Below are 26,160 nucleotides of genomic sequence, written 5' to 3' on the forward strand. Positions count from 1 at the left end.
CATTTAATGCAAGGATACCAGTATATTCAAAAAAGGTACTCGCACTTTACAATTGGCAGCATTAATCTCGTCCTCCTTTTTTATTTGATGACTGCATTTATCCTTATTCCTAAAAGTGCTGCGCATATAATCATTTATCTGGTTGAGCATAAGACACCTGATATGATACAAACTTCTTATACTTCTGTACTCTACTCAAGCGCATTTGTTCTTTCCGTTTATATTCTGAGATGCTTTCCATTTGAAGCAAAAATTGGATGAAGAATTAATAAAGCGTTGGAGCGGTTATTACCGTTATACTAGAGACTAAAACCAACATTGAATTGGTAGGATAAATTTTGTTAAACCATCATATGCCAACACCTATAGGAAGCTCTAAAGTACGAGGCTCTTCACCCGGGTAATTTTAGTTTAAAACCTGGTGAGATTTGAGAATAGAAAAAATCTTTGCAAAAATTACTTCTCTCTCGACGTATTGAAGTGAGTGCCGTATGAAATTTTATGATCTTTCAGAATTCCTAAAAAATCAAAAAGTTTTCCTGTGTGCGGACTGCAGATTAAGGCACCATCAACTTCGTTTATCTGCGCCATAGCATGGAGAAGTTGCATGAGGTCTGCCTTACCCTTAAACTCAGCTTTAAAAATTGTAATGACTACATCCATGTGCGGCAAAGTTTATCATAAAAGATATTCGGGCCAACAATAAGTTTTATTTTTTATGCCAGCGGTAGTTCAATTGTAGAAAAATGCCACAGTTATAATGATTGATTTAGGTTGTGAGTTTGATTTGAGAGCGAATCAGGGGGAGCCGCCATCTATACATCATTTTGCTGAAGCAAAAAGAAATGTCTCCCATTTAAACCTTTACACATGGCTATTGTCTAAGGCCAACGAAACTGGCTGGGTGAATACATCCTTTGAAGTGGATTACAATCCCTTCAGATATCCAGTCTTCAGAAAATAGAACAGGCGAAACTGTACAATTGAAATTTCCTAAAAATGAGTTCATTGGCTACGCTGTTAACGGAAGAGAATACACATGCTTCTTTATCCCTTTTGCAAAAGACTACACAACAGGGAGAAGCAGCTATTCGCATTTCGACTTTCTTAGTACATAGAAAACATAAGATTTTACCTCTTCCGGTTCAGGATATTGCACTTTTCTACATCACTGAGGTGGGTATACACGTGCGTACATTCGGGCAGGAGGATTACATGATGTCGCAGACGCTTGACGAATTGGAAGCCATTATTTCACCGGTCGCATTTTTTCGCGTTAATCGCCAGCACATTATTCACCGCAAAGCTGTAAAAGATTTGGAAGTTTATTTCAATGGCCGGCTCTTACTCAATTGCTCATCTTTTGATAAGCCTATTATCATAAGCAAGGCTCGTGTAGGCGTATTTAAGAATTGGCTCATGATGGGTGAGTAGTTTCAGGCGTAGCCACTACATATGTTCGTTTCTACGCCTGAAAAAACATTACTATTCGTGAACGTGCTCTGAGAAAAAATTCCAGATCACATCGTTGCCATTTATGGCAACAGAAGGCTCATCCGCGGCATGCCGTGCTTTCTTACTTCCCGGCCATGCATGGCCTCCGTCCTCGGTAACATAGAGCTGAACAGGAGCAAGACAACCCTCAGATCGAAACACGGAGTACAAACCATAGTCCTCTTCAGCCATCGGTTGTGCACAACCGTTAATGGCAGACCATGTTTGCACCGAAAGTTCAACGGGTGTGTAGTTGTAACCTCCAAGTCCTTTGCCACCAGCAAACGGCACCTTCTCATCCTTGATGGAATGTAGGTGAAGAACAGGAACAGGGGTCGTGGCATCACAAGGCTCGCTCACCATCAAGGTTCCACTTACCACAGCAATGGCGGCAAAGCGCTCGGACATTTCACAGGCGAGTCGATAAGCAAACATTCCTCCATTAGACATACCCGCTACGAAAATTCTTGACTCATCAATACGGTAGGTGTCGGTGAGGTGCGTTAATAACGTTCTGATAAAACCGACGTCATCAATGTTTTGCTCCATAGAATAATCACAGCAATTTCCTGCATTCCAAAAGCGCAGTTTTAGCGGACCCGTACTGTTAACACCATCAGGAAATACTGCAATAGCTCCCGCGCCATTTACTTTTGTTTGAAGTTCATAGTCTTTTTCAAACTGTAAACCACTTCCGCCCGCACCATGTAGTCCGATCACCAGTGCGCGGTCCGCGTCGTTATCATAATAGTCTCCGGGCAAGTTGATCAGGAATGTACGTACGATTCCTTGTACCTTAATTGACTGTTCAAGACGAAGTGCCTGCGCTGATGAACCATCATCAGAGCAGGAGCTATAGGTTAGTATGGCGAGTAGTAAAAAGATAAATATTCTCATGGTAGTCCTAGTGATTTCTTCGGCGGTTTTCTTTAAACTCCTCCTTCATCTCTTTTTGAAAATCCTGGTATTTCTTGTACTGTTCGTCATCTAACACCTCCTTCATACGACCGTCTTTTTCGTCTCGCAAGCTTTTATACTTTTTGTATTTGCTAAGCCTGCTGTCAGGAGAAGCCCTTAACGCAGCTAATCCCTCGAAAAATGAACGGTTGATCGCTTCCACTTGTGACTGTTGCGCTTCAGTAAGATTCAGTGCTGTTTTGTATTGCTCGTAACGTTCGCGCATTTCCTGCCTTTGCTCCTCCGTCATACGATTTTGAGCTTGTACTACAAAAGCAGTAACACATAGGGTAGCGATAATAAATAGTTTTTTTGCAGTCATAAATATATTTTTCTACTAGATACGAGAATGTATCACGAATTGCGCAGTAAGATAAGCGAACCGAATAAAATAGCGCCTGAACTGGCTTCCTTATGCAATGAATTTTTCCGTGGTTTCACGATTTTATACCGCGATACTTTTTTTAGATACAGGACATTCGACCTTTCTTTTGAAGTATTGACTATACGTGATACGGGATTAAACTTTAAGATTAAATTGCAACCAAAAATTTCTACATGAAAGAAAAAAAGTATCCCTATTCTCTTCTTCAATGCATTGTGTTAGCGTTTTTGTTGCCGTTCAGTCTGTATGCACAAATAGATAAAAAAGAATCAGCATCCAGTGATAAACATAATAGCAGAATTAATAAGTGCAATCAGGAATGGGATTTCCTGGCCTTGGTAAGCAAAACACCTGCGGATGTTATCGAACTTTTTCAAAAGGCAGGAATGCACCCCGAAGAGCATAAATTAACGTTGAAGGAGCAGGCTATAGTTACGGAGGCATTTTCAAAACTGCCACCATTACACAAAAAAATATTGAAGGAGCATTTGAAGAGCATAAGCTTCCTCGACAACATGCCGAACACGGCACTCACGTCAACGCTAAACCCGGACGATGAATTTAAGACCTTTCATATAGCATTCAGGGCAGGCATTCTTCATCAAACTGCTTCTGAATGGCTCACTGAAAAGGAACGTAAAACATTCATTTATGATGACTCATCGTATTCCATAACGATGGAAGGAGGAGACCTCCCGGCTTTCCTGTACGTCCTTATTCATGAAGGTACACATGTGGTTGATGGCTCGCTCGGGTTACTCGCAGATAAGAAGCAAAATACAAAGCCCGATTCATCTGCGTTTTCATTTACCAAAGGTGTCTGGCAGGAGAGAACGGTATTTACAAAAGCAATTAATGATTCGCTGTTTTTAAAAAATGGGTTCAGGCGCGGAGGTGAAGCAACTTCCGTAAAAAATGCCGTTAAACTATATACACTATTAAAGACTACGCCGCTTCTGTCTTTGTACAGCTCCAGCAGCTGGCATGAAGACCTCGCCGAGTATATAACGGTTTATCACCTCACACAACGACTTAAACAGCCTTTCAGGATAGTTGTTCATAAGGATGGAAAAAAGGTGTTCAGGTACGACCCGATGACTAACAAATCGGTACTCAATCGAAAGGGTATTGCATCAATCTTTTATTCATAACGTGTTAATTCTTCCAAATCAATGCAGAGAAGATAACAGCCGGAAGAAGAAGAAGCAACATGGAATCCAATACAAGGGGGTTGCAGGTACGTGCTGCTTTTCTTCTCTGCCTGCCCGGTACATCATCAAAGACAAAGTGAAGTAGATAATCAACTGCTTGGTAAAAGTGGATTTTTATACTGATATTTCAACCTGCTCTACAAGTAGCTCGTCCGTTATTGCTTTCAACTGCTTCTTGCAACATAACTTTTATCAGGGTAGTAATAAATTAATTTAAACAAAAGCACATGGAGGCATATTCTTTTCATGGCATTTTTTCCTTGCGAAAAATGAATTTAGGATAAGGAATTGCTGTATGAGCCGCTCTTTCGATCAGGTAATCTTTTTCCTGGCATGTGTTTATTCGCCTCGCGGTTAAACAACAGAGACACCTGATGGAAAATCGATATGTATTGGTAACAGGAGCCAGCACTGGCATTGGTTACGAATTGGCAAAGCTGTTTGCAAAGAATGGCCATAATCTGATTATAGTTGCTCGCGCTGAAGGCGATCTGAACAAAGCCGCGGCGGAGTTTGAAAGTGAAGGCGTGGCTGTATTTCCAATGATCAAAGATCTTTTTGAACCCAAAGCGCCCTTCGAGTTATATGAAGAGATCAAATCAAAAGGCCTTACTGTCGATATTTTAGTAAACAATGCCGGCCAGGGAGAATACGGAACGTTTATCGATACCGATATTGAAAGACAGCTAAGTATTATTCAGCTGAATATTGCTTCGCTAACTGCGCTTACCCATCTCTTCTTGAAAGACATGGTTGCGAGAAATCAAGGCAAGATACTGCAACTCGCTTCTATTGGATCAAATTTCCCAGGTCCATACCAATCCGTATATCACGCTACTAAATCATACGTGCTGTCATTTACAGAAGCGCTTGTTAACGAATTGAAAGATACAGATGTAACCATTACGGCACTTCAACCTGGTGTTACTGATACCGACTTCTTCAATAAGGCAGGAGCGCAAAATTCGAAACTTGTCGAAGACAAAAGTAAAATGGCTGATCCTGCAAAAGTTGCAAAAGATGGGTTTGAGGCTTTAATGAAAGGTAAAGACAAAATTGTATCCGGACTCAAAAACAAGACAATGGTTGGTATGAGCCACATGATGCCGGATACCTTAAAGGCGGAGCAAATCCGGATGATGTCCAAAGAACAGGACGATACTGACAGCAAGTCAAAGTCACTTACGCTTCCTGTTTTATCTACACTTTTGCTGGCAGGACTCGGCGCCAGCCTTTGGTATGTGAGTAACAAAAACAAAGCAACTTCTTTGATTGATGAAATAACAGAAACTGCTAAAGTGTAAAGGCCGAGGAATTTCCTCAATAGACTGGATGTTCTGCAAAGGGGCTCTTTATTTTAAGTAATCGGTAACAACACATGAAATACCGATCCAACGTCAACCGCAGATGTAGCATAAATATGTCCATTGTGATTGGCCACTACCTTCTTGCATAGCGCCAGGCCAACGCCTGTTCCAGGGTATTCATCCCTGCGATGCAGTCTTTGAAAAATTGCGAATATTTGTTCTGATTGCTTCGACTCGAATCCAATACCGTTATCTGAAAAGCGCAAGAATAAATAAGATGTATCCCGGCGAAGATTTTCGTAGGGAAGTGTTGATCCTTCTACGACAGATGACTTTATGCTAATATCAGGAGTCACATTTTTCTTGCTGTACTTTATAGAATTACTAATAAGGTTGAAAAATAACTGTCTGATTTGTTCCCGGATACACCTGATGGTAGGCAGGTATTCCGATTGTAGCAAGACTCCCCGTTCCTGGATTTCTAATTCAAGATCCTTTTTAACGTCCTCTAATACACCATTCAGGTCAGTAGTTGTAAAAAGCGTCTCATCCTTCCTTACCTTCGAAAGATCAAGCAATTCATTGATGAGCACATTCATCCGATTTGCCGCATCTTTAATCTTGTCAACAAACTTTACCGCTTCATGTGGCTTAGATAAAAGTAAATCGCTGTAAACAAGGATTTTCCTTATCGGTTCTTTCATATCATGAGAAGAAGCGTAAGCAAATTGCTCCAACTCCTGGTTCGATCGTTTTGATTCTGTGATTGCTTGCTTAAGTTCCTCGGTTCTTCTTTCTACTATATGTTCTAGTTGCTCTTCTGCCTGCTTTTTGTCGTTAATATCAATGCAAGACCCAATATATCCTGCAAAATCGCCAGTAGAGGTATACCTGGGTACGCCATGATCTAAAATCCACCGATAGATACCATCGTGCCTTTTAAGGCGATAATCCATCTTAAATTCAACTCTCTTATCAAACGATGTAATATAAATCTCCAGGCACCTGTTCAAATCATCGGGATGAACCCCTTCAGCCCAGCCATTTCCGTACTCTTGTTCCATAGTTTTTCCGGTAAACCTCAGCCATCCCTCGTTGAAAAAGTAACACTGCTTGTCCGTTCCTGAGATCCAGATCATCACTGGGGCCGTATCAGCCATTATTCTGAATTGTTCTTCTATTTGAATAGGTTGTGTCAGAGCCATATTTGGGCAAAATAGCAAGAAACAAATAAGATAAATTTAAATGGTATTAATGCAGGGCATGATTTTTACCAGGCGAGAAAAATTTAAATTTTATAGTCATAATGTTATTTGAAGTTGTAAAAGCGGTCTTCCCCGCAATAAAAATAACGTAACAAGTGTATGCAAGGCGACTAAGCTATGCCCCACAAGTCAAGCCGAGTGTATATGTTACCACAACTTCATGAGGCCGTCTATGCACAGTATAGCTTTGGGAAAGCGCTTGGCCAGTTATACGAGGGAGGTATTGTACGTACGCTTTGCTTATTCGCTCTGGTAATGAGGAGGGGGGTCAGATAGTTACGTAAGAGTCGCAGATACTTATTTTTATTATAAGGCCGGAGGGCTAGGTGTTTAGAACCACCACCTAAGATTGCTGACTTGGATTGATTTGAAGGAAAGGAGTTCTTTATTTTTTTTTAAAAAATCCAGTCAGTTCAGAGGTAAAAATTAATTGTGGCACAAACAAGCAAATCCATGCTAGATGAAGTAAGTCATAAACATACATTGGGTAGGTTGTGCCAATAATGCTCTTCCAAATTGAATCACCGACGTGTCATTGTGTGACAAAATTGTTAGAATAGCAGATATTAATACATGAATGTTCAGACACCGGGGAAAGGCAAGAACTATAAAACATAACTTGAGAGTAGCCTCTTTATTGTCTTTTGTCGTTGGATTGGTAAATGTTTGTGGTTTGTTGGCGGTGCAGCGCTTGACAACAAATATTACCGGCCATTTTGCCTTCCTGATTGATGAGGTTTTCAGTCTTGATTTTTTGCAGGCACTTGCTTATTTTCTGTATATCTTCTTCTTTCTTCTCGGGTCATTCATTTCTAATTTTCTTGTGGAATTGCTTTATAAAGCAAGGAAGAAAAGTTTTGTTTACCTGGTTCCGGTAACAATCGAAAGTTTAATACTGATCGGTGTTGCATGGTTTGGGGAAGCGCTGAGAACGAACAATCCTGATCTACTGGCATATCTTCTGCTTTTCGCCATGGGCATGCAAAACTCGCTTGTTACATCAATATCAAATGCTGTCGTGCGCACAACTCATTTAACCGGACTTTTCACCGACCTGGGCATAGAGTTGTCTCAACTGTTTTTTTATAGGCTAAAAGAACAAAGGCAGAGACTATTATCTTCAATGAAGTTAAGAATAACAATTATTAGCTTCTTCTTTTTCGGCGGAATTGCAGGTGGTATACTATATCCTGTTGTTCAACTCCATGCCTTACTCCTTGGAGGCCTTGCTTTGCTATTGGGTATTACTTTTGATTACATCAAACTCAGACTCATTTTAATAAAGAGAAGATATCAGAATAGTTAGATTCGTGCAATAGCAAAAGTATATCGGCAAGCCGGCAGCTCGACGTCATTTCCCAGTCTAGGCATATGCAGGAGCGACGCGATGTTACCAACCGCACAGGGTAAAGGAGTCCCCTCATACCACGCAGTACACGCACACCTTCGGTTTCTCTTTTTTTGGCTTACCTGTTTCCCTAAAGTAACGGCAAGCAAAAGGAAAATAAGCGCTCCTGTTATTCTCAAACCAATAATTACTGGGCTTGCTTTCAGTTTTATTACACATCTTACATCATCACGCAACACGATAAGTGCTTCTCTGGTTACGTGGAACTACTTTAATATTCCTACGCATATCTACTTAGTACGTTTCCTGTTGATTTTTAAAAACGGATTACATGAGCAAATACAAATTTCTTTACTCAAAGAAATATTATCCTTCAATGCACATTTTTTCAATGTGGTTCACTTTTCTGACAAGCGTACTTCCTACCTAGGGCTACTCAGTAATAGTTTTTATACGATTATATCTTTGTTTAGGCGTTTTCAAGCTAAAATAACACCGGCATTATGCAACACCCCACTACTTCTCCGAAGAAGGCTAGAGATCGTTTCATCGTGAATCACTTGATTAGTGTTTCGCTTTCCATGCTACTCATTTTGTATCTTTCACTGGTTATTATTCAACAAACTGAAACCATCAATACTACGCCCTTAATTATAAGTTCTGCAGTATTATTGGCAATAGCCATTTCAATCTGCTACTCGCTCACCTTTTCATTGAGTATAACTCAGAAGGTTAATGAAATAAACGAACGATTATCCTTACTTGCTGAAGGTAGAATCCCAGGAAAAATTAAAATTACGAATAGTGACAAACACATTTCAGGGGTAGCACTTAATAACCTTATCGACCAGATTAAAACAGCTTCTGATGTTGCTGAACGAATTGGTAGGGGAGAATTGGACATAATGTACGATCAACAACAAGATAATAATATCTTGTTGCGGTCATTAAAGTCAATGCATGAAAAGCTTAGCAGCTCGGCTATGGAAAGTAACAGAAGAAACTGGATTACCACAGGCCTTGCTAATTTTGGTGATATTGTTCGTACCGGTAATTCCAACCTGAATGAATTATGTCAGCGTGTGCTCAGTAACCTTATCAAATATATAAAGGCTAGTCAGGGACAGTTATTCATAATAAAAAATGAAAATGGAGAGGAGTACCTGGAGTTGACAGCAACCTATGCATGGGATAAGATAAAGTATGATGATAAAAAAATACAGAAGGGTGATGGATTGGCAGGTCAGGCATGGATTGAAGCAAGTACAATTTACCTGAAAGAAGTGCCTGGTGATTACATGAAAATTACTTCCGGTCTAGGCCAGGCATTACCAGGCCATCTTCTTATTGTGCCTTTAAGATTGAGCGAAGAGGTATTTGGTCTTGTTGAGATTGCATCATTTAACAAGATGGAAGCGCATGAAATAGAATTTGTTGAAAAGCTTGGAGAGATGCTCGCCTCCACGTTCTCTTCCCTTCAGGTTAGTGAAAGAACCAAAGGCCTTCTTGAACAATCACAACAACACGCAGAAGAGTTAAGAGCCCAGGAGGAGGAGATGCGTCAGAGTATGGAAGAGCTTACAGCCATTCAGGAAGAGATGGCCAGAAAAGACATGGAGATGAGTGGTCAGTTAATGGCAATAAATAATTCAATGGCATCTATTGAATTTTCTATGGATGGATACGTAATAACTGCTAATGAAAGATTTTTACGATTCACAGGATACGCATTGGATGAAATCAGAGGAAAGCATCATCGGTTCTTTATTGATGAAGAATATGCGAGTTCTGTTGACTACGCTGATTTCTGGAAGAAACTAAAAAATGGTCTGGCGCAAAGTGGTGAATTTAAACGTAGAGTTAAAAACCATAAAACAGTATGGATAAGCGCAAGCTATACTGTTGTCACAGATAAATATGGCGCACCTTGCAAGGTGATAAAATTTGCACTAGATATTACTGCTCAAAAATTAAAGGCATTGGACTTCGAAGGTCAAATCAACGCTGTAAACCGGACAATGGCAGTTATTGAATTTGATACACAGGGAAATGTTCTCTCTGCAAATGATGCGTTTTTAAATACCATGGACTACGCCAGCAATCAAGTTGTTGGTGCCCACCATAGAATATTTATGGATGCAAAAGAAGTTGAAAACGATGAGTATAAAAAGTTTTGGAGTGACTTAAAGAAAGGTGTTGCAAAAACGGGTGAGTTTAAAAGATTCGCAAGAAACGGTAACCCAGTCTGGATCAATGCAAGCTATACGCCGATTAAAGATACCGAAGGAGTTGTGTATAAAGTAGTGAAGTTTGCACAGGATATAACCAAAGAAAAATTAAAAGCGGTAGAGTTCGAAGGTCAGGCCAGTGCGATCGATAGAACCATGGCTGCAATAGAGTTTGACCTTAATGGCAAGATCTTAAATGCAAATGAGAATTTTCTACAAATTACCGGATATTTAAAAGACCAGGTGGTAGGAAATCATCATAGTATATTTGTTCATCCGTTAGAAAAAGAGTCGGGTGAATACAGAGAATTCTGGTATAATTTAAGAGCAGGTATTCCTCAGGTTGGTGAGTTCAGACGTTTTGGAAAATCAGGTAAAACAATATGGATTAGTGCAAGTTATACGCCGATTAAAGATGCATCAGGAAAGGTCAGTAAGGTTATAAAGTTTGCCCAGGATATTACCAGGGATAAAATTAGATCAGTAGATTTTGAAGGACAAATTCATGCCGTTAATAATACCATGGCAGCGATTGAATTTAACTTACAGGGCGAAATTGTTCATGCCAATTCCAATTTCCTTACAACGATGGGTTATAGCTTGAGTGAGATAACAGGCAAGCACCACAGAATGTTTGTGGAACCCGCTCTTGCCGATTCTCAGGAATACAGAATGTTTTGGAACGACCTACGCAACGGAAAGGCACGCACAGGGGAGTTTAAGCGGTACGGGAAAAATCAGAAGGAAGTATGGATAAACGCCAGCTATACTCCAATTAAAGACCTCGAAGGCAACGTTTATAAAATAATGAAGTTCGCGCAAGATGTAACAGAGGAGAAATTAGACGCTGTTAATTTCGCGGGTCAGATAAATGCTATTCGCAAATCCAATGCGGTAATTGAATTTGACATGGAGGGAAAAATTCTGTTTGCTAACGACATTTTTCTGGAAGCAATGGGTTATAAAAATGCTGATGAGGTTCTTAATAAGCACCACAGTATTTTTGTTCCTGATTTTGAAGTGCAATCAAGAGAGTATAAAAAGTTCTGGGAGAGATTAGAATCAGGTGAATTTTTTTCAGGGGAGTTTAAAAGAAAAAAAGCGAATGGTGAGAGTATTTGGATCTACGGAAGTTATAATCCCATACTATCGCTGGAGGGAAGACCGTATAAGGTTGTTAAGTACGCACAGATTGTCAGGAAGAGTGAGCAGGAGATTTCACATGAAAGCTTAGTAACATCCTAGGCTCGTTAAGTCTAATGTTCCGGGAAGAAGATACCTCAGTTAACCATTTCTTTTATCTAGAAATAGCCTTCAGTTATAAATAACAAACAAGCCTTAAACAAGGTGTAAAAACTTTTATGGTCTTCTGCTAGTTCTCTAGTTTTTAGGAGGCTAAAAAAGGCGACCCTTGGTGTTCAGCAGATACGAATTGTCCCTGTAATTTGTAAGTTCAATTAGATTTTACAAGTTAGTAAATTCAACTCAGGCTCAGACCTGTAACCTGCCACCCAGTTTCTCTAGTTTGGTATTGCAGTCATAATGATCTTTTTAAATAAAGACCGGATGCCTCTATTGAAGAAATTCTTCTACCTAACCTAAACAGGCTACCCGGTCTTAATAAGCCAGTAATGGACTTACCAATTTATAATGACGTAGGATAGAGAAAGGTGGATGTTTCGGAGACTAAATTTTAAAGAATAGTAAAACTGCTTCGGCGATTGATATAGAAATAATAACAGATATTATTAAGGGTATTAGTTTGCAGTGTCTCTCAATTTAATACGCTTAAATCTGATACCACGTCAACCTTAGCTGTGGAGGAGAGAATCTCAATCACCTTTTATTTTGAAATTCATGAATCCATGGGGGATATCCATCCTTGTAATCTGGTACATTTCCATTTCCGGTGATGAGCAGGGCCGTCGAAAGCTTTTGCGCACAAATTTCAACCCACTTAAATAAGACAAGTACGGCAATAGAAATGAGCACATGTTCACGTAGCTGTGTCTGGCAGTTGTAAAACTTATCATATGTTTCTATCTGTTTGAATAAGATTTTAAAGCACTACTTCTGTGTCGCGAACGATTTGATCATCTCCATTTGCAGAATGATAATAGAACTTTAAAAATCTTCCTAAAGTTACTACCGGATACTACGGCGAGGCAACGTTATCTGACCTACAGGGAGTGTCGTTTGTAATGTATCATAGAGAATAAAGAGTTAAAGAGCCGGCCGGATAATTTGGCCGGGAAAAATCGGATGGTCTCGTTGAGCTTCATGCATGGTTATTAAATTATCTCAATCTCATCCTTCCTTCGATACTTCAACATTGAATTGTTGCTGCGCCAGGATTAAAGAACGCAACCGCTCCTCATTACGATCGCCCCATTGGCCAATTGCACCAATTACAGGTATTAAACTTTCCCCGAATTCGGTAAGATGATATTCAACTTTTGGTGGGACAACTGCATAAACAACTTTTGAAATCAACTCGTGATCTTCCAATTCCTTTAATTGGACATTTAATACTCTCCTTGAAGCATCTGGAATTTTGCGTTGCAATTCACTCGGTCGCTTATGGCCCTGTTTAATAAACCATAACAGGCGCATCTTCCATTTGCCATACAGCACTTCGCCTACCAGGTCCAGCCCACAATTCAGATTCAATGGAATTTTTCGGTTTTTCATAGATCAAAAATACCCTAATGCATTGCAATGTGCCATAGGGGATAAAATTATCCCTATGCAATTAAAATCTCCCTACTTGTGCCAAGTGATCATACACTCCACTTTTGCCCATATAAATTTCAACAAAAAGAGTAACAAATGGAAAATTACTTCAGCAATGAGTTATCTGGCAAAATTGCCTTGGTGACCGGTGGGACAAAAGGCCTAGGAAAAGCAATTGCAGATCGATTAGAGGCAGCAGGTGCAAAAGTTATTATCACTGCCAGGAACAAACCTGAAGGTAATGAAAACAGGCATTTCATTTCCGCGGACTTAAGCACTGCAAGCGGAACGGAAAAAGTGATTAAGGAAGTCTTATCAACATTCGGTCAATTAGATATTCTGATCAACAGCATGGGTGGCTCTGATACGCCAGCAGGTGGTTTTGCAGCTCTGGCAGATGAAGACTGGGAGAAAATTATTCAAACGAATCTAATAGCGTCTGTGCGGTTGGACAGAGGTTTCTTACCACAAATGCTAGCGCGTAAAAATGGCGTTATTATTCACGTTGCCTCAATTCAAGGTAGGCTACCGCTTCACGAATCTACCTTGCCTTACGCTGCTGCAAAAGCAGGGCTAATTAATTACAGCAAAGGTTTGTCTAAGGAAGTTTCTCCAAAAGGTGTCCGGGTATTAACTGTTTCACCTGGCTGGATAAACACCGCTGCAGTAAAGGCGTTCTTGGAAGAGATCTCAGCAACTTCGAAGATAACAGTTGAGGAAGCGAAAAAGAGTGTGATGGACGCACTAGGTGGGATTCCATTTGGCAGACCTGCACAACCGGAAGAGATCGCTGAGTTTATCGGTTTTTTAGTATCTCCTAGAGCTAGTTACCTCACAGGGACAGAATATGTCGTCGATGGAGGTACAATTCCAACCATTTAACCATTATAATAAACTAATGAATAAACCAACAAACAATATGAAATTACCAAACGTAGTACAAGAATTAATCAAAGCACAAAACAACTTTGACAGTGTAGCTTATGCAAATCTTTTTTCTGAAACTAGTGTAGTGTATGATGAGGGCAAAACGCATACGGGAAGAAAAGAGATTCAAAAGTGGATTGCTGAAGCGAACGAAAAGTACAAATCAGTAATGGAGGCTGTTGACTATAAAGAGACGGGGACTAAGGGCATTTTATCAGCGAAAGTATCAGGCACATTTGAGGGAAGCCCTGCAGTGCTGAAATTTAATTTTGAAATGAATGAGGGACTGATTAAATCATTGAAAATAACTGGATGAGTAGATTAAAAACATCCCTAGCCAAATAATTTATGAGTTACTGCTCCGCAATAAAGCAAATGCCACCAGGCGATAGAAAAACGCTCCATAAAAACTATCACGATCATCACTATGGGTTTCCTATTCACAATGACAATGAACTGTTTGGAAGATTGGTTCTGGAGATTAATCAGGCAGGGCTGAGTTGGGAGATGATCTTAAAGAAGGAGGAGACGTTTCGGAAAGCTTATCACAATTTTAACATCAAGAAAGTAGCAGGTTATACAGAAGCGGACCGTGCGCGGCTCTTAGCGGATGCGGGAATAATCCGCAACCGGTTAAAGATAAACGCAGCCATAGAGAATGCTAAAACAATCCTCGCTTTACAAAAACAATTTGGCTCGTTTGAAAAGTGGCTAGAGCACAACCATCCAAAAACAAAAGAAGAGTGGATAAAAGTTTTTAAGAAGACTTTCCGTTTCACTGGGGGTGAAATCGTAAATGAATTTCTAATGAGCATCGGTTTTTTACCCGGTGCTCATTCATCAGATTGCGAAATTCATAAGAAGGTTTTGAAAGCAAAACCAATGTGGTTGAAATAACACAACAGGATAGCCTTTGAATGACGTGAAATAGGATTGACAGGCAAACCATTTTCTTAAGCACATTGCTTCGTGTTCAGCAGTCAGTTACGCAAAATCAAAAAAAGGGAAACTGCAAAATCTATTTGCTTGGATTCTTTTTTCGCCTTCTCAATCAGCTTCTCATGAATATGCTGCTGTGCGTTCTCGTAGCCGACTTATTTGCTACACAGTAGTCCTTGATGACATAGACGTAGAGCATAACATTATCTACGCTTCTTTCATGTTATGATTGTCAGGAAGCAACTTAGCTTACTTAAGAAAATTTAGAATATCTTTCTTTCATCAAGAATAACTTAAATGCATCAACGTTCGATTTCAAACGATGCCTTCAGACTCCGCCATGTAAAATCTTTTACCGTAGCAGGTCCTCGTGATTTAAAATATAATGACGCCAGTTTGATGAGTGCGTCCTTCTTGACATTGTCTCTGAAGATGCAACCCTCCTATCAAAAAGAGAACAAGTGACTTTCTTTTGCTTCCTTACAAACCTTTACGCTTCCAGAAGAGATCCGCTTTCTGTGAGCAGTTCGTCCTTTGTAGTGAAGGACAGCGGTGTTGTGCCAGAGAACTCTTTAAACTCTCGATTGAAATGTGACTGATCTGAATAACCTGATTCATAGGCAAGACTTGCAAGAGACCTGTAGTCGCCTTGTTGAATTCTGCAATGGGCCTTTTCAAAACGAACAACTCTTTTATAATAGGAGGGAGTGAACCCGACAGATTGCAGAAACATTCGTTCAAAATGACGCTCACTTATTCCGTAGCCTTTCAGTACACGGCCGTAATGAGCACCGGGACACAACTGTAAAAAATTTAAAACCCGATGATCAATGGTCTTCATCAACCTAAGTTTTTTCAGCAGGTAACTATCAAGGAGTGATATGCGCGTCTTCGTGTGTCGTGCAATTATGATTTTCTCGATAACATTTTTAGAAAAAAAGTTCTGTAAGTCTAAAACGGAATCCATCGTCTCGAAAGCGTCAACGCCAAACAAGGCTTTGACGCCATGCGGAAAAAACGACACTGCTACATGGGAGTAGGCAGGCTCCATCTGAAAAAGCGCAGGTTTCGATGTGATACCTTTCAGGCTGGCAGCATAAATGCAGTTGTAATGAGCGCAATGAAGGGCATTGCTTCCATTCAGACACTGAATGACAATACGCGGAAACCGGTCAGCCATCACCTGGAGATTTAACATTGACTCACAGCGTACATGAATATCCAATGACCAGTAATACCTGACATAAGGTCTTAAAGCAGGATGTGGTTGATATTGTTTTGTTAAAGCTGTGATAACACTGGATATTTAATTTTACAATAAAGCTCTTGAAGAAACGAGCATCTGAACTTGCAGTTATGCTTCAAGTATCATTCCTGATCGTCAGACGCCAGATCATTCATATTGCGCGCAAATCTATCTCGCTGCAATTACCTCAATCTCCAGAAGCCATGCTTCGTGATAAATATCTGAAATGATAATGGTGAGCGCAGGCGAATGATTACCCAGGATTTCCTGTCGGACCTTATAGTTTTGCTCACGATATTTTCGATCTGCCAGGTAGGTAGTTACTTTGACAATGTCTGTTAATTTCATACCACATGCATCAAGTTGTTTTCGTATGTTATCCCAAACGGTTCTGCACTGCTCCTGAAAATCGACAGGCACATCCTCGTTGTTATCACCAACTGGAACTTGCCCACTGATGAAAACGAATCGATGGACATTGGTTACCTCAAACGCTTGTGCGTAAGCGTTTGACGCAGGATTAACTGATCTTAGCTTCGATGGAGCGCAAGCACAAATTGATGACATCGTAACGGCAAGGATGAAAAGGTTTCTGAGATAGTATATTGTAACTCCGCGCATCATTATAATAAACTTAATGGTTGACGATACTTCGTACTGCACGCATGTCCATCCACATGATATCACTTCGACTACTAAAGAAGAAGTACTTGCCATCTGGACTGAAGTAAGGACAATATTCATAGCCCTGGGTATTGATGCGCGCACCGAGATTCTTTGCCGGCATCCAGGTATTTGTTTTGTCAATTGTTGAAAAGTAAAGGTCAGCCTGGCCAAAACCATCGGCTCGGTTCTCCGACTTGAAAACGATCAACTGTTCATTATGCGAAACGCATGGATCATGCTCCGACTCCGGAGTGTTAATGTTTTCGCCAAGATTGGTTGGAGCTGTGTAAGCACCATCTACTAAGCGGCTCACGTAAATATCTTCTTGTCCAAAACCTCCAGGCCGTGATGATCCAAAATAGAGGTTTCCATTATCTGAAAAAGAAATATAGTACTCCGAACTGTCAGAGTTCAGGGACAAAAGGTTTTGCGGATTAGACCATGTTTTTTCATCAGCTGGTTCAACAAACCATATATCATAGTCTTTTCTTATAATGTCATTATTTCTTGGTCTGTTAGAAATGAAGAAGAGCTTTCCGTCAGGTGAGAAGGTGGGGTCTGCCTCCGAATACCTCTCATCGCTGAAAGAAACGCGAATGGGTTTGCTCCATGCCTGCCCTTCGTATGCAGATACAAAGATGTCCCATTGGCCATTGACCGAACGTGAAAAATAGAATGACTGTCCATCGGGTGAGAATGCGGAGTTGAAGTCAAGGCCGTTTACTGACACGAGTCCCGGCAAGAATTTTATTGGCAGTGAATCAGGATGTGGCTTCGGATAAGTGATTCTCAGCTTATCTTTACAATTCAATAACACCGACAGGACTAAAGCGAAGCTTACTGGTACTAAAATGGCTTTCCGTTTCATAATGCAGGATCAGCCGAAAGATAGGCGCATCACGCAGAAGGCGACCTTAAGAATTTTGCCAAACCATTGCCACATCAGAATATAAAGATCGCGCATATCTTAATTTAGCAAGATTATTAAGGTCGTAGTCGATTTTAGTCGATATTTAGCATGCGCAAGAATGTAAACGTGAATGAAAAATCCAGAGACACACTTGACACAACCGAGGCTCGTTAACTACTTGTTTAAATCCGATTTCTATGAGATTAAGAATTGGATACTTGACTTTGATCGTCATACATCATTTGAGCGGGAGTTCAACGATTGCCTGTGCGCCGTGCATATACAACGCGGAACGCTGACAAAAAAAATGTATCAACTCACCACTGGCCATGTCACCTTAGAGCTTCCTGATTTTGAATATCAGCTTCTGCCATCACGCGGTTCATGCACGATTATAAATTTCACCAACAAGTTCTATGCACAACTGCAAGACGAACTACAGATAGACAACCTCTTCAAGAAGCAAGGAAAAAACACCCTGTCTGTCCAGACAAAGGCATCGCCTGAATCAGAATTTGTCTTGTTTACAATATTGAACACCATACAGCACAATGACTGCGTTCAGCTTGATGCACTAGTCCTTGATTTCTTAAACGAGTTTCTGAAGACAACAAGGAGCAGTCCTCAAGAGTCGGTCCTCCACCAATCGCATAATAGACATCATCAGGAAGCAGTGGAGCATGCGAAAGAGTATCTGCAGGCAAATTTTTATAAGTCCATATCACTTGTGGGCTTGTCTCGTTATTGTGGTATAAGCCTTTTTTACCTCAGTCGCCTTTTTAAAAGTTACACAAATTATTCACCACATCAGTACCTTTTAAACGTTCGGCTCAAGCACGGAGAAATGCTATTGAAAGAGACTTCTAAGTCAATTGTGGACATCACCTACGCTTCTGGCTTCACTAGCCCTGAATATTTTTCAACGTTATTTAAAAGAAAATATAATCAGGTACCGAGCAGCTATCGTATGAGAAGATAAAGGTGAGCGTCAGATTACAGGTACAGCAGGAGCTGACAAGGGGTTGGCCTTTGCAACTCGATACCTAAACCATTTAAGAAGACCTTACTGGCCTTTAAACAATCTTTCAATTGATTATGAGCATAGAAGCATTTGTAGACGAACTGATTGAAACACTGGTAGGCAGAATCTTATTCACCCCGATAATCCACTACATGGTTAAATCGTAATCGGGAACAGGTGACTTGTCTCTTGGGTCGTTAAACTTTTGGAGCCAGCGCAGGTCCTTCCTGAATTGATTAAAAGCATCCGGACAGATCAACGAGATCATATGGCACGTGCGCGTTGTTTCTCATGGAGCTCAAGCAACTTGTCATGTAACAATTTGACGTTCAGCTACCTTAGCATATAGTAAGATTGATTGATGCGCTAATGAACCAGCAATACCTGTTTCTTTTCCAGCACGGCAATGAAGGCCTGTAACCTGCCAATCAGTTTCCCTAGTTTGGTATAGTCAGTCATAACGATCTTTTTAAATAAGACCGGATGCCCCATTTGAAGAAATTCTTGTACTTAACCTAACAGACAATCCGGTCTTAATAAGCCAGTGATGGACTTACCAAATCATAATGACACAGGATAGCGAAAGGTGGATGTTTCGGAGATTAAATTTTAAAGCGTAGTATCAAATGTAGTGGTATGATTTGTCCCAGTCGTTCCTGTATTTGTAAATCAGACCGAGATTATAATGGACTGTTGCCCAATCCTCCTTTTCAAATAGAATCCTTTCATATATTCTTATAGCCTCATCCTTATCTCCACTGTCGGATGCTTCAATGGCTTGATCGAGTAGTGACTCTAAATTTTGCATTGTGGCTAATATACGAGCGAGGCTCGGAAAAAAATAGGGGCTTCTCTCCCATTTTTGCGGCTAAAGGTTTACTTGAAGCGTGATCAACCCGAGAAAATTTGAGTTAAGATTAGTAGCGAAGAATCAGTGAGTTATACAAGATTAAGACTGGTGTATCTTTAAAGAGTCTGACCGCCTCCAGGGCCGGCTAGGCCCCGCATGTTCATCCCAGCCTGCACCCTATCCGCACTGGCCACTGCTAGGCCAAAGATAGGCTGAGGTCTGGTATGAACATGCGCGAAGTATAAATCCACTTGCCCTTGATGGGTGATCAATCGTAACCTTAAGAAGTGACTTGACTCGACATATTGGCGTTTCAAAGAGTGGATGGCTATATTTCGGTGCTCAAGGAATGGATAACAAAATTTTTAAAAGCAGAATAGGAATATGGACAACTCAAAGATTGAAAAGATTGAATCTCTGCCGTTAGATCAATTGGTCGAGATAGTTAAATCTATCCTTCCCAACATTGGCTATTCAAGTATAGAAGACTTCACAACGGATACCATTCGGGGCGCTTTTAAGACCGCGCTCAGCACTGACATCCATTATTTTTTTATTAGCCAGATTAAACCGACCGGAGCTGAAGTTGATTTGAGTCTGATACAGCCCCATATATCTGCAATTGAAAAGCAAAGGGCCTCGTTGTTATATTTCGTATCTCCATTCTATATTTCAGAAGGTTTCAAATCAAAGGTTTCAAATCTTAGTAGAGCGCTAAAGGTTAATTTCATTGGCCGTGACGAAGTCATTCAACTAATTGATCACCATAACCCTGGATATTGGAGGCACTCTGACACCGTCCTATTGGATTATGAGAAATCCTATTGTGCAGAAATTGTTAAAGACTCTCAACTTAAAAAGCTTCCAATTTTTAATGATAAATACGAGAAGGTTTTGAATATCTTTATCGAGCCGCGTATTTATCACTTATCACAGGAGCTGGAGACGAACACGCCTACGCGCAAGCGTGTCAGCTTAGAACAAATTATCGAAGGTGCAAAGCCTGCCTTAATTACTGGCGATCCTGGTACCGGAAAATCTACGTCACTAAAAAAAATCGGTGAGCAAATTGTTCACAGCAATCGTGATTCAAAAATTAAAGGGTTACCGTTATACTTTTCTGTCGTTGAAGTCTTCGAAGCGGATTACGATGTCTCAAGACTAATCAACAATAAATTAACACCTTATTTCGGTGCCATAAATGACGATTTTTTCGAGCAGTATAAATTGACTCTCTTAGTCGATTCATTGGATGAATTAGAAGAGCAAAACCAAAGGCGGGTGGTTGAGCAGCTTAAGCAGCTATTTGCCGACAAAGGGGTTAAGTTCATTATCGGTACCCGCAATGATGATAAGCTTCAAATCAACACAGGTTTAGCAGAATACAATTCATATAAGATTGAGCGTTTTAATCAAGATCAGATTAAAAGATTTATAACAAGCTTCTTTCCGTCTCATGAAACGAAGGCTGAAAAGCTAATAGAAGCTTTGAAGGACAATCGGATAATTGAAAAGCTACCCCTTACACCATTAACACTGTCGTTGATCTCAATTCTTTTTGAAGAAAATGATTTAGAAATACCGGCAACAATCACTGATATCTTCGACAACTTTAATTCTCTGCTGATTGGAAAAGCAACTGTATCAAGCAGAATTGAATTTGTTGATGTGAGCTTTAAAGAAAGAATACTCTCCTTATATGCATATCAGTTGCTTAAAACTCATCAACACTCGCCCTATACACGTGAAGAATTTTATAATTTTTTTAAAGAGTATTTTTTTGAAAAAACAATTCCTCTTGGGAAAGGCTCTCTAGAAGAAGCCCTTGATTACCTAATAAATAATACAGGAATTTTGACGTTAAAGAATAACAAATACGTCAAGTTTAGCCATGACTCCTTTCTGGAATACTATGCAGCACTGGAGATCTTTAAACACAGACGCGAAGATCAACTGCTCCTAGTTGACAACTTTTTTGAGAATAACTGGCAGAATGCTGCCATTTTCTATGCCGGCAAATCGAAAGACATGCCTAAATTCTTGGAGGAAGTTTTGTTAAAACTGGATTCAGCTAACCGCTTAAACGACCTGCTCTCTGCAGTAATGGGAGCTGGGTTTCTACTACAAGCGCTTTACCAAACCGACAACAAACTAAGAAGGGACACTATCCTAAAATCCATCGACTTAAACCTTAAAATCCACGAGATATATTCAAAGCTTTTCTCTGATGAAACACTAAAATTGAAAAACTATAAAATGCCAATCTTATGGTTGATGAATGTTATATACTTCCATGAAAGTTTCAACTCCGTGACTTTGAAGGAGCCGCTTAAATTAGCCTTTTGGTCCCTTTCAAAGGAGTATATGGAAAACAAAAAGACCTTAAGTGGATATAAGGCATTGCAAGTCGCATTGACATTGGATTCTAGGCGTATCAATGAAGGCAATGAATTGCAAACGCTCATCTTTGATTCCAATTTAACTAACGATGCTATTTTGTGCATGTTGGCTGATTTTTCTGTCGAGATTATAAAAGGTGCCAACTACGAACTTTTAAAGAAAGAGTTAAAAAAAGAGATAAAACGTTTAAGAGAACCGCTTAAAACATTAACGTCTCAATCGATATCAAGATTGCGTTTTTCTGCGCTTGATCTAATTCGATTGGATAGAAAGATAAAGCTAATAACAGAAGGAAAAACGGACGCGGAACTTTTAGAGCACGCATTCATGGTTCTGATGGATGGGAACTTACCTTATTGGGAAGTCTTCCCGGTGGGCAAGGAAGAAGGTGGCGGAGCAAGCAAATTAAGAGATGCGCTTCGGCATGCAATATCTTTTAATAATGATGAAGAGGTTATAATAGGTATCTTCGACCATGATAGTGCCGGGTTACAGCACTTCAATGGCCTTCAGTTTCCTGAGGTTAGACCTAAGATGGTCAAAAAGCTCAACGAGCTAAATATATTTGCAATATCCTTGCCCGTCCCTGGACACCTATCACATTATATTGAAAAAGATCAAAATTTGAACTTCTTCGAAATTGAACATTACTTCGACATCGAGTTTCTGCGCGCACATGACATGCTTGAGACTACTTCGATTCCGAACGTGTACAAAATCAGTGAAAAGAAAAAATCAGCTTTTGTAAAAGCTGTGAAAAAAAACAATGATCCCGCCACATTCAAGAACTTCAAGCTGCTATTTGAATGTATCGATAACATAAACGAAATTGATTTAAACTACAATGCTTAATAGTTGTATTATGGGAGTTCGAAAGATCATGTAGATCGCAAGCTTTATAGAAATCAAAAATCTCTCTTGCAATCTATGAAGTTCGTGAGCATTTCATAAAATATAAGCCAGAACAAGTGTCACGTAAACTGCAGTAACAATCTTTTTTAAATCGACTTTTTTTTGCGAATAAGCTTCATATCAAATTAGAGGAAGATAATTTTTTTGATATCTCACAACGTCATTGCTTTGAAAATGCTTATGCAAATTGTTCCTTTGATAGAACGAAGAAATTAGCGGTCGAATAGGTGTTCTTCTCAACTTTACGCAAAAAACCTAGATAATTTACTATCCTCAAAAAAGCTCTGAATGCTTTATCACAATACCCAATTCCAATGCCAATGCGATCTAGCGATGCGGCATTTATTATGCTGCCCATAATATGCTTTTTGGTACTTGTATTTTCTATTTCTATTGCAAGTAAACAACGAGCATTTGGATTTTGGCTAATAGCCTCTTCAAAACTAAATTCCATGTAGTCGGTGTAAAGTTCGACATTCATATTCGTCCGGTGAGTTTCATACGTCTTTTAAGAATGAAATAAGGTTTGAATCATTGTACACAATATTGGTGTATACGGGCATTAAATTATATGGAGCATAGTCATCATTGAAAGGGCCGATAGCAATGTCAACTTCCGGAGAATACCTGTAAATATTAAAGTCTTGAAATGCCCTCCAGTCGATTTTTACTTTGTAATCGTCATTATATCGGAGGAGAATTGCCTTTGAACTTTCCGCAAGCTCATGCTGATAAGTTTGGGATTGTTGCTCTTGTTGCCTGCTAGACAAAGAGTGTAATTTATGAACGCCTTGCGTAGAATACTTGGCTAACTAAGTCGGAATAAGCGTTTGGAAATATAAATGAAAGTGGTTAGCGGCGAGATTTATAGACAGGCGAATGAAGCCTACGGAAATAATTCAATGCCGAAGTCATGTACCGTTTCACTGTAGCTTTATCAATGTTCATCCTTTTGGCAATATCTCCGTTGGAAAGGTTCTCCTCTATTCTCAATTGGACGACCATGCGACATCGTTCCGGTAGTCCCTCCATGCTGCCCTTTAGGATGGTGCGAAGGTTTTCAATTTCCTCCTCTTCACCAGGAATCTCTTCTATCATTGCTTCAAACCTTATGAAGTAATCGTGATATTTTTTTTTAACCTGGTTGTGCTGATAATACCGAATGATCTTGTACTTAACCATCCTGTAGAGATAAGCTTCCAGAACGGTTACATGAGAAAGCTCAGCATGTCGAACCCAGATCGATTCAAAAACTTCGTGGATGATTTCAAAGCAATCATCTTTGTTGGCGATCCGTCTTCGTGCATAAAGCGTAAGCGCTTTTACATACCTGGAATAGATAACCTCGAAGGCTTTGTCTTCTCCCTGTAGCAGGGCAGCCATCAGTTCCGCATCAGTATGGTTTTGATACGGGTTCATACAATCGGTATTTCAGGAATAGCATTGTTCACACCCTGGTGGATGGGCAGGCCAGGATGGAACAAGCACCGGTTCGGGTGCCTCCAATTATGTATAAAAAAAAGCGCGGGGCTTTGCTTACCGTCATTACTGAGGCGTGAGAAAATGCCCGGGTATGCAAATGAGCAAAGCGGTCCCGCACTTTGTGTCTTGAATATCGTTTGTGATTGTCCCATCTCTCATTACTTTCTGTTTCTCACGCATCAGCAATGGTAAATGGAAGCAACAGTTAAGTGTCTTAATCAAAGATAAATTAACAATTAATATTCTCCTAATTAGGAGTATCTTATTTAGGAGTAATACACCTCTGCTTGAATGGCTTATTTTATTCCATGAAGGCAAAGCAGTCAGGTTCAGTCGAGCAAGATCCCGAGGAAGTCATTAAGAAAGTCGGGAAGAAAATGGCCATGTTGAGAAAGAAATTAGGATACAAAAACAGTGACGATTTTGCTTACGACAATGACGTGAATAGATCTCAGTATGGCAAATATGAAGCTGGGAGCCAGGATCTTCGCCTAAAGAGCCTTATAAAAATGGTGAATAAGCTTGGAATGACAATTGAGGAATTTTTCGGAAAGGGCTTGTAAAATCGCCTTATACAAAAGACTCAATCTTGTCTTTGCAAATCCGCTCAACTAAAAGAACCATCTTTGTAATCCGCTGGATAAGAGCTGCGAGTTCTTCTTTAGTGATGACGTAGTCTGTTCTATATCTGGCATCTACATATCCGCGTTTTAGCAAATCAAAAAGATGCTCTTCATGTTTATCGGTTTCAGCTCGAAAAATTTGAAATAGTTCTTTAGAATAAGGCTTTGTCTTTTTTCGAAGCTTCCACAGGTTGTGAGTCTTGGGTTTATAGTCGGTGAAGACCAATAGAGTCGCATAATAGAGACTTTCAGTTGCTTGATGCAATTCGAAAGCACTTTTATTTAAACTGTCTCGATTAAATGCATGATTACAGTCAATTATAAATTCATTTGCCTGGGGGAACCAGGTTTTAAAATATCTTTCTGCTTTCTGTTTCTTTTCCGCTGGCGTTAAATCTTTTGGAGAGGCAAATTGCAAATAATTTTTATCGTAAAGTAAGATGCCTTCTCTAATGATATCAACGAAAAAGTACTCGGCCTCCTCCAGTCCTTTGTTAATGTAATCTAACCCGTGTATCTCAAGGTTCACAGGCGGCTCATATCGATCAACGCGATCCATTATTTTCGATTCCTGTGAGTAGGTTTTTTCTGGATTCTGCCTTGTAACTACAAGGAAATCATAGTCGCTGATGTATTCATATCGGGTTCCATGCTTGTCAGTGTAGCGGTCTTCCACCCATGTCCCTTTAGCATAACTTCCGAAAAGAATGATTTTTTCCGGATTAACAACTTCCTTAATAATATCAGTGATGCGCTGGAACTCATGCTGTTTATTTTCTGGAAGATGTGAAAGGGATGTTTTCATTTGCAAAAGTCAAATTTATGCAAAAAGTAGGGGTATTTTAGAAGCCAGACTTAAATTTACATCTAACCGGATAGCGTTGATCTTATTCTTGGAGTCACTAACAAAGGGGATTTATTCTAAACATCTTAATACACACAATTAGAATATGGATGCATCCACAGAAACACAACAAACCAGAAGGGTATGGGTATATTTGTAAGTATCCTTATAAGTTTCTGGTCGGGCTTTAAAAGGGTTGGGCGAATTATGAACTTGATAGAATCATGACTAAATCATTAACTGGCGAACAAGTTGGTTTGCCAATCTGGCATAATATCACAAAAAAGGAAGTGATTGATTTCCCTCCTTCATTAGCTGATAAGCTCGTGAGAAATACGTCTGCTTACACGGTGGAGGAGATTGCCAATGAAATAGCTGAAGTAATCAGAGAAAATGTAGTTAAATAAGATAC

At 39.9% G+C, this 26,160-nt stretch carries 25 protein-coding genes; 12 read left to right on the forward strand and 13 right to left on the reverse strand.

Features of this window, described 5'->3' with window-relative positions; translation table 11 throughout:
* Nucleotides 1-456: 456 nt before the first annotated feature.
* The gene (locus tag KK060_RS14045; protein WP_254154386.1) at nucleotides 457-663 is read right to left on the reverse strand and encodes a hypothetical protein; all 207 of its coding nucleotides are present in this window, start codon (nucleotides 661-663) and stop codon (nucleotides 457-459) included.
* 336 nt (nucleotides 664-999) lie between these two features.
* On the opposite strand from KK060_RS14045, the gene KK060_RS14050 reads away from it, so the two are divergent.
* Nucleotides 1,000-1,434: a LytR/AlgR family response regulator transcription factor gene (locus KK060_RS14050; protein WP_254154387.1), complete on the forward strand. Its 435-nt coding sequence runs from the start codon at nucleotides 1,000-1,002 to the stop codon at nucleotides 1,432-1,434.
* Between the two features lie 51 nt (nucleotides 1,435-1,485).
* Here the strand turns inward: KK060_RS14050 and KK060_RS14055 are convergent, their stop codons facing one another.
* Nucleotides 1,486-2,391, reverse strand: coding sequence for a CE1 family esterase (locus tag KK060_RS14055; protein WP_254154388.1), 906 nt, complete (start codon nucleotides 2,389-2,391; stop codon nucleotides 1,486-1,488).
* A 7-nt stretch (nucleotides 2,392-2,398) separates the two neighbouring features.
* On the reverse strand, nucleotides 2,399-2,773 hold the full coding sequence (locus KK060_RS14060) for a hypothetical protein (protein ID WP_254154389.1): 375 nt from the start codon (nucleotides 2,771-2,773) through the stop codon (nucleotides 2,399-2,401).
* Between the two features lie 236 nt (nucleotides 2,774-3,009).
* On the opposite strand from KK060_RS14060, the gene KK060_RS14065 reads away from it, so the two are divergent.
* Together KK060_RS14065 and KK060_RS14070 are read left to right on the forward strand one after the other, a co-directional pair.
* A complete protein-coding gene (locus KK060_RS14065) occupies nucleotides 3,010-3,987 on the forward strand; it encodes a hypothetical protein (protein WP_254154390.1) in 978 nt (325 codons plus the stop codon).
* A gap of 434 nt (nucleotides 3,988-4,421) precedes the next feature.
* Complete coding sequence (locus tag KK060_RS14070; protein WP_254154391.1) at nucleotides 4,422-5,351, forward strand: SDR family NAD(P)-dependent oxidoreductase; 930 nt, start codon at nucleotides 4,422-4,424, stop codon at nucleotides 5,349-5,351.
* A 53-nt stretch (nucleotides 5,352-5,404) separates the two neighbouring features.
* Here the strand turns inward: KK060_RS14070 and KK060_RS14075 are convergent, their stop codons facing one another.
* Entirely contained in the window at nucleotides 5,405-6,559 is a 1,155-nt protein-coding gene (locus KK060_RS14075; RefSeq protein ID WP_254154392.1) for a sensor histidine kinase, read from the reverse strand.
* 637 nt (nucleotides 6,560-7,196) lie between these two features.
* Here KK060_RS14075 and KK060_RS14080 point away from each other — a divergent pair.
* A complete protein-coding gene (locus KK060_RS14080) occupies nucleotides 7,197-7,925 on the forward strand; it encodes a YoaK family protein (RefSeq protein WP_254154393.1) in 729 nt (242 codons plus the stop codon).
* A 545-nt stretch (nucleotides 7,926-8,470) separates the two neighbouring features.
* A complete protein-coding gene (locus tag KK060_RS14085; protein ID WP_254154394.1) occupies nucleotides 8,471-11,440 on the forward strand; it encodes a GAF and PAS domain-containing protein in 2,970 nt (989 codons plus the stop codon).
* A gap of 1,062 nt (nucleotides 11,441-12,502) precedes the next feature.
* On the opposite strand, the gene KK060_RS14090 is transcribed toward KK060_RS14085, so the two are convergent.
* On the reverse strand, nucleotides 12,503-12,886 hold the full coding sequence (locus tag KK060_RS14090; protein ID WP_254154395.1) for a winged helix-turn-helix transcriptional regulator: 384 nt from the start codon (nucleotides 12,884-12,886) through the stop codon (nucleotides 12,503-12,505).
* A 138-nt stretch (nucleotides 12,887-13,024) separates the two neighbouring features.
* Here KK060_RS14090 and KK060_RS14095 point away from each other — a divergent pair, with 138 nt between their 5' ends.
* The 3 genes from KK060_RS14095 to KK060_RS14105 are packed head-to-tail and all read left to right on the forward strand — an operon-like array spanning nucleotide 13,025 to nucleotide 14,752.
* Nucleotides 13,025-13,810 (forward strand): SDR family oxidoreductase, encoded by a 786-nt coding sequence (locus tag KK060_RS14095; protein WP_254154396.1) that lies wholly within the window; start codon nucleotides 13,025-13,027, stop codon nucleotides 13,808-13,810.
* A gap of 37 nt (nucleotides 13,811-13,847) precedes the next feature.
* Nucleotides 13,848-14,171, forward strand: a complete 324-nt coding sequence (locus tag KK060_RS14100) for a nuclear transport factor 2 family protein (RefSeq protein ID WP_254154397.1) — start codon at nucleotides 13,848-13,850, stop codon at nucleotides 14,169-14,171.
* Nucleotides 14,172-14,203: 32 nt separating this feature from the next.
* On the forward strand, nucleotides 14,204-14,752 hold the full coding sequence (locus KK060_RS14105; RefSeq protein ID WP_254154398.1) for a DNA-3-methyladenine glycosylase I: 549 nt from the start codon (nucleotides 14,204-14,206) through the stop codon (nucleotides 14,750-14,752).
* 532 nt (nucleotides 14,753-15,284) lie between these two features.
* On the opposite strand, the gene KK060_RS14110 is transcribed toward KK060_RS14105, so the two are convergent.
* The 3 genes from KK060_RS14110 to KK060_RS14120 all read right to left on the reverse strand — a co-directional run bounded on the left by KK060_RS14110 (nucleotide 15,285) and on the right by KK060_RS14120 (nucleotide 17,574).
* Complete coding sequence (locus KK060_RS14110; RefSeq protein ID WP_367397490.1) at nucleotides 15,285-16,100, reverse strand: AraC family transcriptional regulator; 816 nt, start codon at nucleotides 16,098-16,100, stop codon at nucleotides 15,285-15,287.
* A gap of 108 nt (nucleotides 16,101-16,208) precedes the next feature.
* A complete protein-coding gene (locus KK060_RS14115; protein WP_254154400.1) occupies nucleotides 16,209-16,664 on the reverse strand; it encodes a RidA family protein in 456 nt (151 codons plus the stop codon).
* A 10-nt stretch (nucleotides 16,665-16,674) separates the two neighbouring features.
* Nucleotides 16,675-17,574, reverse strand: coding sequence for a hypothetical protein (locus KK060_RS14120; RefSeq protein WP_254154401.1), 900 nt, complete (start codon nucleotides 17,572-17,574; stop codon nucleotides 16,675-16,677).
* Between the two features lie 172 nt (nucleotides 17,575-17,746).
* Here KK060_RS14120 and KK060_RS14125 point away from each other — a divergent pair, with 172 nt between their 5' ends.
* Nucleotides 17,747-18,595 carry a helix-turn-helix transcriptional regulator gene (locus KK060_RS14125; RefSeq protein WP_254154402.1) on the forward strand — a complete coding sequence of 283 codons (849 nt, stop codon included), beginning with the start codon at nucleotides 17,747-17,749 and terminating at the stop codon, nucleotides 18,593-18,595.
* 664 nt (nucleotides 18,596-19,259) lie between these two features.
* On the opposite strand, the gene KK060_RS14130 is transcribed toward KK060_RS14125, so the two are convergent.
* Entirely contained in the window at nucleotides 19,260-19,445 is a 186-nt protein-coding gene (locus tag KK060_RS14130) for a hypothetical protein (protein WP_254154403.1), read from the reverse strand.
* Between the two features lie 426 nt (nucleotides 19,446-19,871).
* Here KK060_RS14130 and KK060_RS14135 point away from each other — a divergent pair, with 426 nt between their 5' ends.
* On the forward strand, nucleotides 19,872-22,739 hold the full coding sequence (locus tag KK060_RS14135) for an NACHT domain-containing protein (protein ID WP_254154404.1): 2,868 nt from the start codon (nucleotides 19,872-19,874) through the stop codon (nucleotides 22,737-22,739).
* A 238-nt stretch (nucleotides 22,740-22,977) separates the two neighbouring features.
* Here KK060_RS14135 and KK060_RS14140 read toward each other — a convergent pair whose 3' ends face one another.
* The 3 genes from KK060_RS14140 to KK060_RS14150 form a co-directional block, all read right to left on the reverse strand.
* Entirely contained in the window at nucleotides 22,978-23,253 is a 276-nt protein-coding gene (locus tag KK060_RS14140) for a hypothetical protein (RefSeq protein ID WP_254154405.1), read from the reverse strand.
* A 43-nt stretch (nucleotides 23,254-23,296) separates the two neighbouring features.
* A complete protein-coding gene (locus KK060_RS14145; protein WP_254154406.1) occupies nucleotides 23,297-23,569 on the reverse strand; it encodes a hypothetical protein in 273 nt (90 codons plus the stop codon).
* A gap of 82 nt (nucleotides 23,570-23,651) precedes the next feature.
* Nucleotides 23,652-24,218: an RNA polymerase sigma factor gene (locus KK060_RS14150; RefSeq protein WP_254154407.1), complete on the reverse strand. Its 567-nt coding sequence runs from the start codon at nucleotides 24,216-24,218 to the stop codon at nucleotides 23,652-23,654.
* Nucleotides 24,219-24,589: 371 nt separating this feature from the next.
* Between KK060_RS14150 and KK060_RS14155 the strand changes: the two genes are divergently transcribed.
* On the forward strand, nucleotides 24,590-24,844 hold the full coding sequence (locus KK060_RS14155) for a helix-turn-helix transcriptional regulator (RefSeq protein WP_254154408.1): 255 nt from the start codon (nucleotides 24,590-24,592) through the stop codon (nucleotides 24,842-24,844).
* Nucleotides 24,845-24,851: 7 nt separating this feature from the next.
* On the opposite strand, the gene KK060_RS14160 is transcribed toward KK060_RS14155, so the two are convergent.
* The gene (locus tag KK060_RS14160; RefSeq protein WP_254154409.1) at nucleotides 24,852-25,709 is read right to left on the reverse strand and encodes a HEPN domain-containing protein; all 858 of its coding nucleotides are present in this window, start codon (nucleotides 25,707-25,709) and stop codon (nucleotides 24,852-24,854) included.
* 263 nt (nucleotides 25,710-25,972) lie between these two features.
* Between KK060_RS14160 and KK060_RS14165 the strand changes: the two genes are divergently transcribed.
* Complete coding sequence (locus KK060_RS14165) at nucleotides 25,973-26,155, forward strand: hypothetical protein (protein ID WP_254154410.1); 183 nt, start codon at nucleotides 25,973-25,975, stop codon at nucleotides 26,153-26,155.
* Nucleotides 26,156-26,160 lie beyond the last annotated feature (5 nt).

Source organism: Chryseosolibacter indicum, from assembly GCF_018598585.1.
Lineage (GTDB): Bacteria > Bacteroidota > Bacteroidia > Cytophagales > Cyclobacteriaceae > Chryseosolibacter > Chryseosolibacter indicus.